The organism is uncultured Sneathiella sp. (assembly GCF_963973085.1).
Classification (GTDB): domain Bacteria; phylum Pseudomonadota; class Alphaproteobacteria; order Sneathiellales; family Sneathiellaceae; genus Sneathiella.
In genome coordinates, this window is record NZ_CAXAXA010000003.1 from 134,185 (window position 1) to 152,278 (window position 18,094).

At 56.9% G+C, this 18,094-nt stretch carries 15 protein-coding genes and 1 tRNA gene; 5 read left to right on the forward strand and 11 right to left on the reverse strand.

All coding sequences use genetic code 11. The features are described 5' to 3' along the window. Positions 1-28: 28 nt before the first annotated feature. The 6 genes from AACZ19_RS08590 to AACZ19_RS08615 form a co-directional block, all read right to left on the reverse strand. Positions 29-4,537, reverse strand: a complete 4,509-nt coding sequence (locus AACZ19_RS08590) for a MupA/Atu3671 family FMN-dependent luciferase-like monooxygenase (RefSeq protein ID WP_339632982.1) — start codon at positions 4,535-4,537, stop codon at positions 29-31. 120 nt (positions 4,538-4,657) lie between these two features. Next, positions 4,658-5,293 (reverse strand): glutathione S-transferase family protein, encoded by a 636-nt coding sequence (locus AACZ19_RS08595; protein WP_339632983.1) that lies wholly within the window; start codon positions 5,291-5,293, stop codon positions 4,658-4,660. Positions 5,294-5,318: 25 nt separating this feature from the next. Continuing rightward, a complete protein-coding gene (locus AACZ19_RS08600; RefSeq protein ID WP_339632984.1) occupies positions 5,319-7,007 on the reverse strand; it encodes a thiamine pyrophosphate-binding protein in 1,689 nt (562 codons plus the stop codon). 103 nt (positions 7,008-7,110) lie between these two features. Then, positions 7,111-7,908 (reverse strand): iron chelate uptake ABC transporter family permease subunit, encoded by a 798-nt coding sequence (locus tag AACZ19_RS08605; RefSeq protein WP_339632985.1) that lies wholly within the window; start codon positions 7,906-7,908, stop codon positions 7,111-7,113. Next, positions 7,905-8,756, reverse strand: coding sequence for an ATP-binding cassette domain-containing protein (locus AACZ19_RS08610; protein WP_339632986.1), 852 nt, complete (start codon positions 8,754-8,756; stop codon positions 7,905-7,907). Before AACZ19_RS08610 ends, AACZ19_RS08605 begins: the two co-directional genes overlap by 4 nt. Then, positions 8,704-9,168, reverse strand: coding sequence for a Fur family transcriptional regulator (locus AACZ19_RS08615; RefSeq protein WP_339632987.1), 465 nt, complete (start codon positions 9,166-9,168; stop codon positions 8,704-8,706). The genes AACZ19_RS08610 and AACZ19_RS08615 overlap by 53 nt, the downstream gene beginning before the upstream one ends. 87 nt (positions 9,169-9,255) lie before the next feature. Here AACZ19_RS08615 and AACZ19_RS08620 point away from each other — a divergent pair, with 87 nt between their 5' ends. Continuing rightward, entirely contained in the window at positions 9,256-10,239 is a 984-nt protein-coding gene (locus AACZ19_RS08620) for a zinc ABC transporter substrate-binding protein (protein ID WP_339632988.1), read from the forward strand. A gap of 56 nt (positions 10,240-10,295) precedes the next feature. Here AACZ19_RS08620 and AACZ19_RS08625 read toward each other — a convergent pair whose 3' ends face one another. Next, entirely contained in the window at positions 10,296-10,622 is a 327-nt protein-coding gene (locus AACZ19_RS08625; RefSeq protein WP_339633727.1) for a TraR/DksA C4-type zinc finger protein, read from the reverse strand. Positions 10,623-10,817: 195 nt separating this feature from the next. Here AACZ19_RS08625 and AACZ19_RS08630 point away from each other — a divergent pair, with 195 nt between their 5' ends. Continuing rightward, on the forward strand, positions 10,818-11,735 hold the full coding sequence (locus tag AACZ19_RS08630) for a DMT family transporter (protein ID WP_339632989.1): 918 nt from the start codon (positions 10,818-10,820) through the stop codon (positions 11,733-11,735). A gap of 137 nt (positions 11,736-11,872) precedes the next feature. Next, the gene (locus AACZ19_RS08635; RefSeq protein WP_339632990.1) at positions 11,873-12,523 is read left to right on the forward strand and encodes a hypothetical protein; all 651 of its coding nucleotides are present in this window, start codon (positions 11,873-11,875) and stop codon (positions 12,521-12,523) included. 23 nt (positions 12,524-12,546) lie between these two features. On the opposite strand, the gene AACZ19_RS08640 is transcribed toward AACZ19_RS08635, so the two are convergent. The 3 genes from AACZ19_RS08640 to AACZ19_RS08650 all read right to left on the reverse strand — a co-directional run bounded on the left by AACZ19_RS08640 (position 12,547) and on the right by AACZ19_RS08650 (position 15,902). Next, the gene (locus AACZ19_RS08640) at positions 12,547-13,917 is read right to left on the reverse strand and encodes a DEAD/DEAH box helicase (RefSeq protein ID WP_339632991.1); all 1,371 of its coding nucleotides are present in this window, start codon (positions 13,915-13,917) and stop codon (positions 12,547-12,549) included. A gap of 308 nt (positions 13,918-14,225) precedes the next feature. Further along, positions 14,226-14,780 (reverse strand): TMEM165/GDT1 family protein, encoded by a 555-nt coding sequence (locus AACZ19_RS08645; protein WP_339632992.1) that lies wholly within the window; start codon positions 14,778-14,780, stop codon positions 14,226-14,228. 252 nt (positions 14,781-15,032) lie between these two features. Continuing rightward, positions 15,033-15,902: a TauD/TfdA family dioxygenase gene (locus AACZ19_RS08650; protein WP_339632993.1), complete on the reverse strand. Its 870-nt coding sequence runs from the start codon at positions 15,900-15,902 to the stop codon at positions 15,033-15,035. 128 nt (positions 15,903-16,030) lie between these two features. On the opposite strand from AACZ19_RS08650, the gene AACZ19_RS08655 reads away from it, so the two are divergent. Together AACZ19_RS08655 and AACZ19_RS08660 are read left to right on the forward strand one after the other, a co-directional pair. Then, positions 16,031-16,750, forward strand: a complete 720-nt coding sequence (locus AACZ19_RS08655) for a helix-turn-helix domain-containing protein (protein WP_339632994.1) — start codon at positions 16,031-16,033, stop codon at positions 16,748-16,750. A gap of 71 nt (positions 16,751-16,821) precedes the next feature. Beyond that, positions 16,822-17,901, forward strand: a complete 1,080-nt coding sequence (locus AACZ19_RS08660; RefSeq protein WP_339632995.1) for a nitronate monooxygenase — start codon at positions 16,822-16,824, stop codon at positions 17,899-17,901. Between the two features lie 83 nt (positions 17,902-17,984). Here the strand turns inward: AACZ19_RS08660 and AACZ19_RS08665 are convergent. Next, positions 17,985-18,060, reverse strand: a tRNA-Ala gene (locus tag AACZ19_RS08665). Between the last annotated feature and the right edge of the window lie 34 nt (positions 18,061-18,094).

The following is an 18,094-nucleotide window of genomic DNA, read 5'->3' on the forward strand; positions in this document are numbered from 1 at the left end:
CAGAACTCTATCCTGCCAAAAAACTGTCCTATTGTACAGATGTCCCTGTTCTTTGGGTCATCCGCGCCCGTCGCGCCGCCGCCCGCTGAGCGCCGCGCATCGCTGCCGTGGTTTTGCCTTCCGCCGTCCCGGCGCCATCAAGATGCCGCGCCAGCGCCTGAATGGTCGAGAAGCGGAACATGTCCGTAATCGCCACTTCCTTGTCGAACAGCTCCTTCAGGCGGCGCTGAACCTGAACCACCAACAGGGAATGACCGCCAAGGTCAAAGAAATTATCCGTCACCCCGACCTCGCCAAGTCCCAGCGCCTCGCACCATATCTTGGCGATGGCGGATTCGGTGTCACTCTGTGCGGTTTCCGTTGAGGCGCTGGCCTGTGCCTGCGGTTTGGGCAAGGCTTTGCGGTCAATTTTGCCATTCGGCGTCTGCGGCATCACATCCAGCACGATCACCTGCGACGGTGTCATGAATTCCGGCAGCATGGCGCCAAGTTTTTTGCGAACCTCCTGCGGATCGATCCGTTGTCCGGGCGCGGCGGTGGCAAAGGCAACCAGCCGTTTATCGCTGTCGCCGGTCTCGAACACGGTGACTGCCGCGTCCTTCACCTCATCAAGTGATCCGAGTTTGGCTTCAATCTCGCCCAGTTCGATCCGGTGACCGCGGACCTTGACCTGATTATCCATGCGGCCGTGGAATTCGAGGCGCCCATCGGGCATATGCCGGACCAGATCGCCGGTCCGGTAGAACCGGCCTTCATTTGTATCGAGGAAGCGCTGCGCCGTCAGTTCCTCGCGGTTCCAGTAGCCTTTCGCGACCCCGTCGCCGCCAATCCAGAGTTCGCCTGCAACGCCGCTCGGCAGCGCCTGTCCATATTCATTGCGAACGGAATAGACCGTGTTGGCCATTGCCTCTCCAAGCGGGATGGTCTCGCCGACCGTTTCAAGGTTGGCAACCGAGGACCAGACAGCCGTTTCCGTTGTGCCATACATATTGAGCAACGTTCCCTTGAGGTGGGAGCGCAGGTTCCGGGCAAGGTCCGGCGGAAATCCCTCCCCGCCAACCATCATGACATCCAGCTTGCCAAGCGCCGTCCGGCCTGCCTGTTCCGCCACCAGGAAGGACGCCATCGACGGCGTGCACTGGAAATGGGTAATGTCATGCTCGGCGATCTGCTCGGCAACGGAAGCCTGACGCGCAACGCCGCCTTCGGCCAGCAGATTATTTTTAAGTTCGTTTATGTAGGTGAGGTGCTGCAATACAAGGTCCGTATCGACGCCGAAATCGATCAGGCAGCCGATTTCATCAACCCCCATGCGGGCGATTTCCCGCACAAGTTCCTGGCAGCTGTCCGGAGTGCCGAACAGGCCGCTTGTCTGGTAGTACCGCTCGAACGCGTGATCAAGCAGGGCTTCGGTCTCTTCTTCGGTAAGTTCCTGTTTTTCAAAAACTTCCTGCGGCGTCAGGCCCGTCGCATCGGCCTTTTGCTTGAAGGTCGGCGAGCTCCAGGATGCGCGGCGCAACAGATCGACCGAGCTTTTAAGATAGCCCTTCATCGGTTCACGCACTGCTTCACGCACCTGTTCCTCATCCTCACCGACGAAGGTATGCAGCATCAGCGTGACCTTGCCCGCGCCCGGATGCCCGGCTTCGCGCCAGGCCATGCGGTAGGCGCGGATTTTCTCGGCCACATCCTCGAACTTCTGGCCCAGCAGATGGGTCAGCACATAGCAGCCCTTCTCCGCCGCGGCCGCGAAGGTTTCCGGATTTCCCGCCGCCGTCAGCCAGAGCGGAATGTCCCCGCGCACCGGTCGCGGTAGGGTGGATACCTCAATCTCCTCGCCCTTGTGATTGGGGAAAGAGACACTTTCGCCCCGCCACAGTTTTCGCAGCATGTCGATGCCGTCCAGCATGACATCCTTGCGGTTGTCGAAATTATCCGGCTGCAACACGAAGTCATTCGGTTGCCAGCCGCTGGCAATTGCAATACCGGCGCGGCCGCCCGAGATATTATCGACGAGCGCCCAATCCTCCGCCACGCGGATGGGATGATGCAGCGGCAAAACGCAGGAACCCGCCCGGATATCGATATTCTTGGTCATCGAGGCGACCGCTGCGGAACTGACCGCCGGATTTGGGTACAGGCCACCAAAGGCATGGAAATGCCGCTCCGGCGTCCAGACCGCCTCAAATCCGTTTTCATCGGCGAATTTCGCCCCCTGTAACAACAGGCGATAGGCTTCCGGGCCACTGCCCGCCGCTTCGGAGGCAAAATAGAACAGGCTGAACCCCGGAACTGCGGTCGAGGAGACACCATCCGTCTGCAGGACAACCGTAAATCCGCGCGCCAGCGTCCAGAAAATTTCCAGTACCGAGATATCGAAGGACACCGAGGTGATCGCCAGCAGGCGCACCTCACCGTCATGCGGGACCGTCAGATCGGTCCCGGTGAAGAAATTGACGATATTCTGGTGGGTGAGCATGACACCCTTCGGAATACCGGTCGAGCCGGACGTGTACATCAGATAGGCAAGATCGGAAGGATCGCCCTCGGGAAGGGCTACCTTATTGGCTTTGGCGTCCGGATAAACAATCTTTTTCGGGTCGAGGCGGAACTTGAACTCCGTCGTCTGGCTCGCGACGATAATCGGCGTATTGCTGTCCTCGATCATGAAGGCGACTCGTTCCGCCGGATAGGACGGATCAAGCGGCAGATAGGCGGCCCCCGTCTTCAGGATGGCCAGCAGGGAAACCACCAGTTCTGTCGAGCGTTCCAGGCAGAGCCCGACAACACTTCCGCGCGCCGCGCCCCGCTCAATGAGAGCCGCGGCGAGGGCATCCGTGCGCCGGTCAAGTTCCGCATATGTCAGCACATCTCCATCGGCCTTGAGGGCAATCGCCTCCGGTGTTTTTTGGGCCTGTTCGCGAATGACCTCATGAATGCGTTTGTCGCGCGGATAGGCGACGCCCATATGATCCATACCGACCTGCTTTTCACCCGGATCGGTGAGCGGCAGGGCTTTAAGCGCCATCTCTTTATTTGCCGCAAAGGCATTCAGGAAAAAGGCGATATCACGCCCCATTGCCGTCAGCACATCCCGGGCATACAGTCCGGTGCGCGCAATCAGACGGGGCGATGAGCCCACGGCAAGCACCAGATTACGATCCTGCAAAAGCTCCTGATCACTGCCGTCCTTCGCCGTTACGGCAACTGCAAGGGCACGCAGAGCCGAATCCCGAACGGCCAAATCCGGAATCCGGGCAACAAGATCGATACTTCTCGGCCCCGCGACCTCTCCTTCGGCTTTGATTTTTTTATAGCTATCAATGGTTTTGCGAACACTGTCATCCCCGTTCACGGACAGGGTTGCAAGCTGGCTATCGGAGATCAGCGGATGCGCTTTCCCTGCGATATCCGTTCCGCAAGACACCGTCTTCGCTCCCATGAGGAGGGAATGCCAGACCAGAAATGCCGCTGTTGCCTCGTCCGTGTCGATGGGCTGGGTAACGGACACAGGCGCCGTGACAGCACCGGAGGCCATATCCCGGTTGGACGGATAGGGTGATTGCGGCGGCATGGCGCCCGCGAGCGCCTCCTGCCAGTAAAGTTCCGCGCCCGCTGCGGCATCCAGAAGATCATCGGAAATATCGGCAAGCGCCGGAATTGTCGTTCCGGCCTGAAGGCCAAGTGCATTGGGGTGCCGGGGCTCTCCCGCCAGACAACGAAACGCGCCCAGTATGACATCATGATCCTGCGCCGCAATCCGGACAGTTTCGTTATCAATAGCGACAACCTGTCCCGCTGTGGCACTGGCGGGGCCTTCTGCAATCTTGAGGGTTCCGACAAGGGATATCCCCTTGCCCGTCCACAGCTTCGCGGCGCCGAGCGGGTTGGCATAGGCCCCGAAATCCAGCGCGCGGACGAGCCGGTCCAGCTCTGCAGCCGGTTTCGTGAGGTCGAGCGCCCCGAGTTTTTCAGGACGCATCGCCGCATCATAGCGGTTCCGCTCAGCTCCCTGCTCCTGCGGGTGAACGGAATTGTTTTTTAGCTCCTGCACCAGTTCGGTGAAGGAAGCGAGCCCGGCCTCATAGCATTTCGCGTTCAGGCTCATGGAGGTTTCATCTGCAGCAACGGGTACAGTGCGGGATTTCAGGATTCGGCCGGCATCCGGCGTATCCTTCATTTCATGCCAGGTAACGGCGTGCTCCGCCTCCCCGTTCATCAGCGCCCAGGAAGTGACATTGACCCCGCAATATTTCGGTAACGGTCCGTCGAAGAAGTTGATGGCGAACTTTGCAGGCTGGACCGGCAGGTGCTGCGGGAAGATGGTCAGGTTGACGATGCTGAAAAGATAATCAAAGGCAAGGCCATTCAGCTTTTCATCATCCACTGCGTCGAACAGTGGTAAGCTTTCAGCCTCGGCCCAGGCGCGAACCCGCGGCTCATGGCTTAAAATACCCGTAATCTCACCGCCTGCACGCCGAAACGCCTCGGCACATTGAACAAGGAGGGTCCCCTCACCAACGAATAACCCGTTCATCACAAACACATAGGTCCTTCAGCCATTATTGTTTTTCTTAAAATAGTCTGTTTTTACGCACCATAGAAATAACCTGTTTAATAACCCTTAAGAGAGCTCAAAATCTTCTGGCAGAGAATGTTAGTCGGCGCGCGGAATATCCGAGACATATTTCGGAATGTGATAGCCCTTCTGCACCGCGGGACGATCCGCAATCCGATGATACCAACTCTTTATGTTCGGAAATTGTTCCAAATCAATTGTCTGCCACTCAAACCGGGAAATCCAGGGCCAGATTGCAATGTCGGCAATGCTGTAGTCACCGGCGACATATGCCCGCTCCGAAAGGGCGGCGTCCAGCACGCCGTAAAGCCGTTTTGCCTCGTTAAGATACCTCTCCTCGGCATAGGGCGCCTTGCCCTGATTGAAGCGCACGAAATGATGGACCTGACCGCACATGGGGCCGAGACCACCCATCTGCCACATCAGCCATTCCATCATCTGCCAGTAGGCTTTCTCCTCCGTCGGGACCAGCTTGCCGCCCGCCTTTTTCGACAGATACAGCATGATCGCGCCGGATTCCATCATCTGTGTTCCGGTATCGGTATCGACAATCGCCGGAATCCGGCCATTTGGCGATATCTCGACAAATTCCGGTGATTTCTGGTCACCCGCCGTAATATCGATGGGATGGACACGATAGTCGAGACCCAGCTCTTCCAGCAGAATTGAGACCTTGCGGCCGTTGGGTGTTCCCCAGGTATAGAATTCAATCATTGTCCCCCCTCCCTCTTGACGACGGTCAGGCTTTTGCCTTCTCGCCCTGAGCCCGCATACCGGATAGACTCTGTTCCGGCGTTAGCGCCTCCGCATCGACCACCAGCTCGATCACTGCCGCGGTCCCGCAGGCTTGCGCGGCGGCAAATACGTCCGCGAAATCTTCCGTTCTCTCCACTTTTTCCCCGAAGGCCCCGTATGCCCGGGCTAGCGCAGCAAAATCCGGATTGGAAAGCCCTGTTGCATGAACCCGAGTTGGATATTCCCTCTCCTGATGCATACGGATAGTACCGAGCATGCCGTTATTCACAATGATGAAGATCACATTTGCATTAAACTGCATGGCCGTCGCCAGTTCCTGCCCCAGCATCATGAAACAACCATCGCCGTTGAAACTGACTACCGTTCGGTTCGGTTCTGTCAGCTTGGCACTGATCGCCGCCGGGACGCTGTAGCCCATGGCGCCGCTGGTGGGCGCAAGCTGGGTGCGGTATTTCTTATGCTGGAAGAAACGATGGGCCCAGACAGCGTAATTGCCCGCCCCGGCGGTGATAATCGCATCCTCGGGCAGGGTGTCGTTCAGCCAGGCGACAATCTTTCCAAGGTTGACCGGGCCCGGCACCTCTGTCGGCTTGATCCGCTCCAGATAGTCGGCACGGGCGTTCATAACCCAGCCTTCGCGTGCCTTCACGCCCCCTGGCGCCATGGCGCGGGCCGCGGCGGCAAACTCCGGCATACGGGCATTGATCGCAATATCCGGAAGATAGACGCGGCCCAGCTCGGAAACGCCAGGATGGACATGCACCAGCGTCATCGACGGGTTCGGAACATCCACCAATGTGTAGCCCTGCGTCGTCATCTCCCCGAGGCGCGGTCCGACAACCATCAGCAAATCGCTTTCCTTGATCCGCTTCGCGAGCTTGGGATTGAGGGCGATCCCGACATCCCCGGCATAGTTGGGATGACGGTTATCGAAGCAGTCCTGCGACCGGAGCGAGGCCCCGACCGAAATGCCGTGGCTTTCAGCGAAGGCCTGAATATCGTTCACCGCATCCTGGCTCCATGTAGAGCCGCCGACAATCATGAACGGGCGTTCCGCCACCGCCAACTGCGCCTCCAGCGCCATCATGTCCGCCGCGGCGGGGGCGATGCTCGGCGCAATTGCCGGATGGGCGATATCGGCAATGTCCGCCATATCGGTCAGCATATCCTCAGGCAGCGCCAGCACGACCGGACCCGGGCGGCCGGAAAGCGCGGTGTGAAAGGCGCGGCTGACATATTCGGGAATCCGGCGCACGTCGTCGATCTCGGCCACCCATTTGGCCATTTCACCGAACATCCGGCGATAGTCGATCTCCTGAAAGGCTTCGCGGTCCAGCGCATCCCGCCCGACCTGTCCGACAAACAGGATCATTGGTGTGCTGTCCTGAAACGCGGTGTGCAGGCCAATGGACGCATTTGTCGCGCCGGGCCCGCGCGTCACCATGCAGATGCCCGGGCGGCCCGTCAGCTTGCCATAGGCTTCCGCCATGTTGGAGGCGCCGCCTTCATGCCGCGTGTTGATCATGCGAATACTGTTCGCGTAGCTGTAAAGCCCGTCGATGACCGCGAGATAGCTTTCACCGGGAACACAGAAAACCGTGTCTACCCCCTGTATTGCCAGCTGATCCGCCAGTATCTGTCCGCCTGCCCTGGTTCTAAGCGTTTCCGCCATTGTCTTCCCTTCGGATTATTTTCGTTGGATCATTATATGATCCTACTAAATCGCACAGGCAAGCTAATCGCAAGATTTTACTGTCGTTTTATGACCGCCTGACTTAGCTGCGCCGTTTTAGCGCCCCTAACAACGACAACAGGGCAAACATGATAGCGGCGGCGGTTACGATGCTGGGACCGGAGGGCGTATCAAACTCGACGGAGCCCGATATCCCGGCGACAACCGCGATCAGACCGAGGACCGCCGCCCAGATTGCCATGCTCTCGGGCGAGGTGACAAGCTGCCGCGCCGTCGCCGCCGGAATGATCAGCATCGAGGTTATCAGCAGAATGCCGACAATACGGATGGAGACCGCCACGACAATGGTCATCAGCAGCATGAGGAGGATGTTGGCCCAGACCGTATTTACCCCTTCCGCCCGGGCCAGGTCTTCATGCAATGTCATCAGGGTGAGGGAGGACCAGTTGAACGACAAAAGTCCGATTACCAGCAACCCCCCGCCATAAATCCAGTAAAGGTCGATCATCCGGACCGTGAGGATATCGCCGAACAAATAGCTGTAGAGATCGAAGCTGACATTGTTCAGGAAACTGAGCGCCACCATGCCGATGGACAGCGCCGCATGGGCAAGAATGCCGAGCAATGTGTCAGTCGCCAGCACCCGCCGTTGCTGCAACCAGACTAGTAAAAGTGCGAAAACGGCGCAGATGATGACCGTCGAGAGATTTATATTGAGACCGTACAGCAGGCCGAGCGCAATGCCGAGAAGCGCGCTGTGGGCCAGCGAATCACCGAAATAGGCCATCCGCCGCCAGACCACGAAACAGCCGAGCGGCCCGGCAATCAGCGCAACGCCGATCCCTGCGGCCAGCGCCCGCAGGATAAAATCATCCATCATCGCGCCGCCTCTTCATCATGGGAATGGCTATGGTCGTGACCAGGTATTCCGCTATGGTCATGTGCATGATCATGCCCGTGGTCGTGGTCATGATCGTGGCTGTGATTATAAACCGCCATCAATCGCGCCATGTCATTGCCGAACAGGCTGATAAATTCCGGGTCCCGCGTCACCATATGCGGCTCGCCGGAGCAGCAGATATGGTGATAAAGGCAGACAACCTCCCGCGTGCTTGACATCACCAGATGAAGATCGTGGGACACCATCAGGATACTGACATCTCTCTCGGCGTAGATTTGCTCGATAAGTTTGTAAAAGGCGAGTTGCCCGGTCACATCGAGATTCTGCGCCGGCTCGTCCAGCACCAGAAGGTCCGGATCATCCAGCAGCGCCCGCGCCAGCAGGACCCGTTGCAGCTCTCCTCCTGAGAGGACATGAAGCGGTTTATCGAGAATGTCCTCTATTGCCGTTTCCCCGGCGACACTTGCCAGCGCCGCTTTCGTGGCCTTTTTGCGGAGCGTGAGGAAACGCCGCACCCGGATCGGCACCGTATGGTCCGCCACCAGCCGCTGCGGCACATAGCCGATTTTCAGGCCGTCCCGGCGGAACACCTCCCCCTTGGAGGGTGCGTAAAATCCCATCATGCATTTGAGCAGCATGGACTTGCCCGCGCCGTTCGGGCCGATGATAGTGATGAAATCCTTCTCGCCAATGCTGAGCGAGACATCCTCAAGGATGGTATTCCCGTCACGGTATACGCTGACCCCGCGGGCCGAGAGTAACTCGCCCATCGACTTAATGCGTCCTGCGGCAATCACCGCATTCGCCGGTGATTTCAAGGGTGACATGATCCGTGAGGAATTCGTTCCGCTCGCTGGTTTTCGAAATAACGTCCGTAATATCGGGGTTACAGCATTCCTTCGCCTCCCCGCAATCGGAACAGATCAGGAAATAGCATTCGCGATGCTTGAGCGGATGGCTGCAGCCGACAAAGGCATTGAGGCTGCTGATCTTATGGACAAGCCCGTTTTCGGTGAGGAAATCCAGCGCGCGATAAACCGTCGGCGGCTTGATCGCGGCAATCCGCTGATCCAGCCTGTCGAGAATATCATAGGCCTTGATTGGCCCATGGCTTTGCCAGACCAGCTCCAGCACCTTGCGCCGCACATCCGTGAAACGCAAATCCCGCTCTGTACAGATTTCCTCCGCTCGTTCAAGGGCATCGGCAATGCAGTCATTATGGGTCGTGCAATTATGCATCAAAAAAATTCCAAAAGGGCAATTGACATGGTTATGTTATAATATAACATTGCACGTCTTCGCAACCGAAAAGTCGAAATATAGCCCATGACCAGAATTTTTATAAGCCTGATATTTTCTCTCCTGATCACCGGCACCGCATCCGCCGCGTCCGAGCAGAATGTTGTGGTGACGATCAAACCCCTGCATTCCCTGGTTCAGGGGGTGATGGGAGATACGGGAGAGGCGACCTTGCTGATCGAGGGCGCACAGTCCCTTCACGGCTTTTCTCTCAAGCCTTCTCAGGTGAAATCTCTGCAGGAAGCCAAGGTTGTTTTTTATATCGATAAGACGATGGAGAGCTTTCTGAAAACCGCGCTCGACTCCCTGCCTGATGATGTTCACAAGGTGCCGTTCGCCCGCCTCTCCGGTATTGAGCTGCTGGAACGGCGCGAGGGCGGCGCATGGGATGAGCATGATCACGATCATGGCCACAAACACGCGTACGACGATGAGCATGAGCATAAACATAGTGATGCACATAATCATGGAGAGGGGGCAGAGCATGGGCTGGAAGAAGACAATCTTCATATCTGGCTGGATCCGGAAATCGCAAAGAGTATTGTCCTTGCCGTCGCCGAGGAACTTGCCGAACTTTATCCTGAAAACCGCGACATATACAGGAGCAACGCCGAAACGATGACAGCCCGGCTCAAGGAACTGGATGCAAATCTGAAGGAAAAGCTCACACCGGTTCAGGGCCAGCCCTATGTCGTGCTTCACGACGCCTACCCCTATTTCGAGCGTCGCTATGACCTGATGGCAGTTGGTTCCCTGACGCTGGATCCGGAGGTGCCCGCCTCGGCAAAAAAGCTTAAGGACATCCGGGCAAAACTGGAGGAAACGAAGGCTCGCTGCATTTTCCGCGAACCGCAGTTCGATGACCGGCTGGTCCAGACAGCGGCGGAAGGGATGGATATAAAATTCGGAACCCTCGACCCGCTGGGGGCGGATATGGAACCCGGAGAAGATCTGTATTTCAATTTACTGACCAGATTGGCGCACAATCTCGCGGACTGCCTGGGTAACTGACCGTTTTTCCTTTTCTCTGGCGGGGGTCGAGCGCCTGAAAACAGCCTAAGCGGTTGTCAGGCTGACGCGCTGCCCTTTTCCGCGCAGTTGATGCAGATGGTCGTATAGGGCAGTGCCTCCAGCCGGGCCTCGTTGATCTCTTCACCACAGGAAGAACAGGTCTGATACTCCCCGCTGGAAATTCGCTCAAGGGCGAACCGGATCAGGGCAATTTCACGGGTCACGCTTTCTTCGAGCCTTTCATCAACCTCATCGCCTTCGCGCTCGACTGCCTGCTCGCTGAAAGACGCACTATGGCTCCCGCGAAGACGTTGCTCTATGTCCTTTAACCGCTGTTCCCCTTCAGCCAGCATATCCTGTAATTGTTTTTCGGCGGCTTTCATATCCACGGACCATCCTCCTGTACAAACTTTTGTCACCTAGATTACTCTTAACAAAGATAATAGCATTGATATGAATCAATCCAAGCCTTCCCGCAAAAAAGGGATTCCAGAGTTCCATGTCAGAATACGGATAGTTTCCCGCGCCCTTAGATGACAATATACTCCTTTAGAGCACACTGGTGATAAGGATTAAGGATGTCGTTACGAACCTGGGGATTGTTGATCGCCTTATCGTTTCTCTGGGGCGGGACCTTTTTCTTTATCGAGCTGGCGCTCGTTGACTTCACTCCTTTCACGATTGTCTTTCTGCGGGTCTCCATCGCTGCATTGGCGTTGCTGGCCTATCTGCTCATAAAAGGGGAGGCAATTCCCCGCGACGCGGCGATCTGGTCGACCTTTCTGGTGATGGGCCTGCTGAACAATATTATCCCTTTCAGTCTGATTACCTGGGGACAAACACATATCACGGGAAGCGTCGCCTCGATCCTGAATGCGACAACGCCCCTGTTTGCGGCCATTCTCGCCCATTTTCTCACCGGCGATGAAAAGCTCAAACGGCATAAACTTTTCGGAATTCTTCTCGGCTATTGTGGCGTCTTCATTATGATGCAGCCAACACTGGTGGATGGTATCAGCCTTCAGAGCCTCGGCCAGCTTGCCATTCTCGGGGCCGCGCTTTCCTATGGCTTTGCCGGTATATGGGGCAAGCGGCTGGGCCGCAGCTCGGCATTGGTCAACGCCTTCGGCATGCTCGCCTGCTCCAGCCTTGTCATGCTTCCCGTCGTGCTTGTGGTAGAGGACCCGTTCAGCGCAACGCCCTCTTTGATCAGCATCGGGGCGATGCTGTGCCTCGCCCTCGCCGGAACGGCGCTTGCCTATATTCTGTATTTCCGCGTTCTGGTGCTGGCAGGGGCGGTCAATCTGCTGCTGGTGACGTTCCTCATCCCGGTGACCGCCCTGGTCCTCGGCGTCGGCGTCTTGGGGGAGACGGTCCATCCCTTCGCCCTGATCGGCACGGCCGTTATCTTTGCCGGCCTCGCCCTCATTGACGGCCGCATCCTCGGGCTGCTTCGGCAAAAGCCGGCGCCGGGCGGGGAACCCCCTCCGCTATAGCGAGCGACCGCCCTATCTCTGCAAACTCCCGGATTCAGTTCAAAAATCATGTCTGAAACGCATCCAGTCAAAACTAAAGGTTGCGACAAAAGACATGATTGATCTATTTAAGGAAGAACACTTATTGAGGGAACAGAATGAGATATTTTTCGATTATCTGGATATTTCTGCTTGCAGGCTGCGCGAGCAATGACAAGCCGGTGGATATTTCCGATGTAGATCTGAACAACGCCTATGTCATTGGCTGGTATGTGACTTACAGTGACATCTGCCGGACCTATAATGGAAGCGGCGCGGACATTGAAGTCATCCATGCGATCAGAGAGCGTTTCAAATGGTCTGACAGCTTCAATAGAGGATATGACTATAATCGTAATCTCTTCGCTTATGACACCGTTACCGGTCTTAAACATTGCGACAAGGCGAAAGCGGTTTTGAATGCGGTTTACAACGGGGAAACAAGTAAAGGGGCTGAGTTACAATACTATCTTGACCTCGCATGGGAGGGTCTTCTGCCGACGCGAAAGGTTTTTCCGGTGAAAGTCAAAGAGGTCGGCCGAACCGGACATGTCAAATCCGCCTCTTTGATCGGCGGCAAGAAATGCGATGCAATCTTCCGCTACGATGAGAGCGGGCAGGGAGATTGGGAAGTAACCTGCACGGACGGCACCAGGGCCAAGGGCAACCTGCAGACCTTAGCCTCTGGGAAGGGATCCAAGGGGAACGGTTTTGATAGCGATGGCAACAAGATTAACTTCAGGATCACGCGGGAGCGGCCCGGAATCTGAGTCCGGGACCGCCCCTGTATTCGCTAGAGTGACCGTGCCGCCTGTTGCTTGCCGGATTTGTTAAGCATCCGGTTCAGGCCGGATGTCGGCATGTCGGAGCGAGGTTTCGCGCCGGGTTTGCCCGATTTTCGCTGGTTTTGCGACGAGGGCCGATTTCCCGCTGATTTTTGCGCTGATTGCGGCCGCCCGTTCCGCCTTTTGTTATTGTTAGGCCGGGGTGCGTTGGATCGGCGCTCGGGCGCCGCCGGAACCGCGTTGGCCAGGCCGTCCTCTGTCCGGTCTTCCGTCGCGATCTTGTTTCCGGTGAGTTTTTCGATCGCTTTCAAAAGCCCGATTTCCGGCGGTGTGCACAAGGTAAGGGCAATGCCGCTCTTTCCGGCGCGGGCAGTACGCCCGATGCGATGCACATACACCTCCGCTACTTCGGGCAGGTCATAATTGATGACATGGCTGACATCATCAACATCGATCCCGCGCGCGGCGATATCGGTCGCCACCAGGATTTTCATGCTGCCGTCCCGGAAAGCACCAAGGGCGCGTTCACGCTGGCTCTGGCTCTTGTTCCCATGGATTGCATTCGCCGCAAGCCCGGATGCGCCAAGAAATTTCGTCACCTTGTCGGCACCGCGCTTGGTGCGGGCAAAGACAATCGCGCGTTCAATATCGTTGGATGAGAGATAGGATACCAGCGCATCCCGCTTGGCAATCACTTCAACCGCGAGGACCGATTGCTCGATCCGCTCGATGGGCCTGGAAGCCGGTGTCACCGAGATTTCGACCGGGTCGGTCAGGAAATCCTGCGCGAGTTTATGAATTTGCTTGGGCATGGTGGCCGAGAGGAGGATCGTCTGCCGGTTTTTCGGCAGCTTAGAGATGATCCGCCGAATGGAGGGGGCAAAACCAAGATCCAGCATCTGGTCGGCTTCATCCAGCACAACAGAAGTCACCTGATCAAGCTTTAATGCGCCGGTCTGCACATGGTCTTCAAGCCGTCCGGGCGTTGCGACGACGATATCCGCGCCTTTGTTGAGGGCACGAATTTGCGGTCCCGCCTTGACGCCACCGACGATTTCGACGACGGAAACCGGCGTGAACTGGCCGTAGGCACGTACGTTCGCCGCAATCTGGGAGGCAAGCTCCCGCGTCGGGGTCAGGATCAGGGTCCGGCAGGATTTGGGTTGTGGCCGCGCCTTTGCGGCATTATGCGCCTGAAGCAGCGGCAGAACGAAGGCCGCTGTTTTCCCGGTGCCCGTCTGGGCGATGCCAAGAACATCCTTGCGGGCCATAATGGCCGGAATGACTTCGCACTGAATTGGGGTCGGGGTGGTGTAACCTTCTGCGGAAATGCCGCGAAGAATTACGTCGGCAAGGCCGAAGTTATCAAAATTTTTCAAGAAGAGTCTTTCTGTAATCACGTCCGCACGGTGACAATCCATGTCACGGGGACGATTTAAATTCTATGGCAGATTAGCGTAAATCGGCTGCAATAATTTTATGTACAAACTGTACGATTTATTCAGCAACGATCTGTGTAATAGCTGCTCCCAAACATGTTGCAATAACACTCTGTCACTTACGCGCAACGCATTTGTATCTGCCGTAGACCACACATATCCCCCGATAGCAAGCGAATTCGCGGCACCGTGTCGCCAAGAAGATGGACATATGTTGCTTTAATATCTCGATATACTGTCCCCACCAGCTAAACCAGAAGCGCAAGCAAGCCGGTCAGAACGAACGCCGCAGCGGCGACAACACGGCCGATTTTAAGCGGAATATGCTTCATCAGCGCCGCGCCGAGCAGGACGACCGGCACATTTGCGAGCAGCATCCCGAGCGTTGTCCCTAAGGTGACTGGCACGATCGCGGTAAAATGCGCGCCCAGCAAGACCGTCGCGATCTGTGTTTTATCGCCGATTTCCGCCAGAAAGAAGAGCACTGTGGATACCATGAAGGCACCATAGCCATCATAGCGCGACGTCGGTTCCTCGTCCTTGTCGGGAATGAGGAGCCAGAGCCCGAACACTATAAAGCTTCCGGCGATAAGCCACTGCCCCATCTCGCTTTCAAGGAACTGGCCAAGCCAGACCCCTGCCCCTGCCGACACCGCATGATTAACAAGGGTCGCGACAAATATGCCGGCGATGATGCTCCATGGTTTGTTGAACCGGGCAATCAGGAACAGCGACAAAAGTTGGGTTTTATCCCCAATCTCGGCAAGTGCGACGGTGAAGGTAGAGGTAAGAAACGCTTCCATAAGGACTTTCAAGCGGGACAATCAACCAAGAACAAACACCGGCCTCCCGCAGATGGGACCGCTGTTTGTCTTGGGTCTTGTCGACGGCGCGCCGAAACGCTCCGCAACCCTGCCACAGGCCTTGAGGGCCCGAGTATGTTGACAGGGTCACTCTTTGAAATTGAGCAGACTACTCCCCCATGACGCTGGCACATTACAGATCAGAAGGCGCCTTGTCCACGCGAATACGCGACCGATGAAGAGCCGCACTTCTCAAAAGGGGCGGTCGCCGGCAACCGTCACCCGCTCCAGCAGGCGATGTTCCGGAAAGAAATCCCCGACTGCATAATGCTGGGTGCTCCGATTGTCCCAGAAGGCAATAGAGCCGGGTTCCCAGCGGAAGCGCACCTGATAATCCGGTGTCGAGGCGGTCCGATAGAGCTTTGTCAGAAGCTCCATGCTTTCCTGCCGGGTCTTGCCCGTGATATTCGTCGTGAACGGGTTGTTCACATAGATCGCCTTGCGGCCCGAAACGGGATGGGTGCGGACGATAGGATGCTCCGATGGCGGGTATTTTGCCTTCAGCTCCTTCACCAGCTCCTCGGTGCCCGGTTTGGCATACATTGCCTGACGGAAAGGTTTCCAGTCATGCATGGCGGTCAGGCCTTCAATCTCTTCCTTGGTCGCGTCATCAAGGCCCTCATACGCCGCTTCCATATCCGCCCATAACGTATCGCCGCCAACCTTCGGTGAAATGATGCATCTCAGGATGGACCCGAGCGACGGATCTCTCCGCCAGGTGACATCGCTATGCCATTCATCCGCCGTGATCGGTGTTTTTGCCGTGCTTTCCACGACCATGATTTGCGGAGCGATATCCTGCGTCTTGAACCCTTCCTTATGTTGGGTGAGGGGATGCACTTCAAGATCGCCAAACCGTCTGCCGAAGGCGAGGTGCTGTTCGCGCGTAATATCCTGATCACGAAAGAACAGAACCTTGTATCTAACAAGCGCATCGGAGAGCTGGTCGATAACGTCCTGATCGAGGGATTCGCGCAAATCCACGCCCGAGACAACCGCGCCCAGACGCACCGTCATCGGCTCAAAATGCAGCTTGTCCGCCACGACATTCAACATCACCATTTCCCTCTCCTTATTCTTTTTATGCTTTAATCGATTCCAATTAATTGATATTGATTAATTGCTTGTGATTAATTTGTCAAGGCGATAATATAGGAGGAGATATAATTGTATTTCGGGAAGCAGCCTTTATGACAAACAGCACTACCCTCGAACAGCTGACCGTTGAGCATCCGGACGTTCATTCGCATCCGCTTGAGGGAACGAAGCTCAGGATTGTCACCGCAGCGGAGCGGTTATTTGCGATCCACGGCATCGACGGGGTGACGCTTCAGCAAATCCTGAAAGGCGCGGACCAGCGCAACTCCTCCGCCATGCATTATCATTTCGGCTCCCGCGAGGCGTTGGTCGAGGCCATCCTCATGTGGCGGGTTACCAAAATCGATGCCCATCGCAACAGGATGATCGACGAATTGCTGGCACAGAACCGCGGCAACGACATCCGCGGCATTCTGGAGACTGCGGTTATCCCGTTCGTCCGCCCGATTGAGGAATCCGTCCAGCCCAGCTACTACAACCGGTTCCTGCTGGAGGTGCACCGCAGCCCGACCGTCAGCTTTGATGATATCATCGCCGGCAAGGCCGACCGCGGTATCAAGCGGATGAACGAGCTATTGCTGGGTCAGCTTGACGATATTCCCGCCGAATTGCGCATGACAAGGATCGCAACCATAAGATCGATGCTCATCTTCGCCGTCGCGGATATCGAGGCCGTACGCTCCCGCAAACTGAAGGAAACCGGCATGTTCAACTTTGACCGGGCGGTCGAAAACCTGATCGACATGGCCAGCGCCGCCGTCATCGCCCCGGTCTCGCCCGAAACAAAAAACAGGCTGACAGGTGGGAAATAACGCACTTTCTTGCAAATCGGCAAATTTTCGTACAATTTGGTCAAGGTCCTAAACTATCGGGAGGGTTTGCTGTGTGGCCTAGTCGAAAACTGCTTGATCTGCTCCAAATCGAACTGCCGATAATCCAGGCGCCCATGGCCGGCGCCAACGGATCCGCCATGGCAATTGCGGTAAGCGAGGCGGGCGGCCTCGGCTTTCTTCCCTGCGCCATGTTAAACGAAGACCAGATGCGCGCCGAAGCCGGCATCATTCAGCAGCAAACGGCAAAACCGTTCGGTATGAATTTTTTCTGCCATACTGCCGTTGCTCCGACGCCGGAGCAGGAGGCTGCCTGGGCGGAGCGGCTTGCGCCATATTATTCGGAATTCGGGCTTGATCCGGCCGATGTCGCCTCCGCCCCCATTCGTCGTGCCTTTGATGACGGCATGTGCACGCTGGTCGAGGATATCAAACCAGCTGTGGCCAGCTTTCATTTCGGTCTGCCGGACGCCGCCCTTCTCGCACGGGTCAAGGCCGCAGGTGTGCGGGTCATTTCCAGCGCAACGACGGTGACCGAGGCCCGCTGGCTGGAAGCGAACGGCTGTGACGCCATTATCGCGCAAGGATATGAAGCGGGCGGGCACCGCGGTATGTTCCTGACCAAGGACGTGACCGCGCAAGCAGGCACCATGGCGCTTTTACCGCAAGTCGTTGACGCCGTAAAAATTCCCGTCATCGCGGCAGGCGGCATTGCCGACGGCAGAGGCATCGCCGCGGCCTTTGCGCTCGGCGCCGACGGCGTGCAGATCGGCACAGCCTTTCTTTTTACGCCGCAATCCCTGATTTCGGATGTCCATCGCGCCGCCCTGCATCACGCCCAGGACGACCAGACAGTGCTGACCAACGTTTTCTCGGGAAAACCTGCGCGCGGCATCATCAACCGGGCAACCCGCGAAGTCGGGCCGATCTCGGATAATGTTCCGCCTTTCCCGACGGCAGGTGCCGCGCTCGCTCCTTTGAAAGCGACGGCGGAAAAGGGCGGCTCAGGGGATTTCACCTCGCTTTGGTCGGGTCAGGCCGCCGCACTCGGCCGGGATACGGACGCCGGGGAGCTCACCCGCAACCTCGCCTCAGAAGCGATGCAACGATTGAAGTTGCTGGCAGGTCAATAGTCTTTCGCGACCTTCCCAAAACGGGCCCTCTTCAATCTTTAACAAAAAAAGCCCAGCCGTTTCCGGCTGAGCTTTTTGAATAATGGTGGAGCCAAACGGGATCGAACCGTCGACCTCTTGAATGCCATTCAAGCGCTCTCCCAACTGAGCTATGGCCCCATAGTGGCGGGTATGCCCGCCGCGGGTTCGGAAA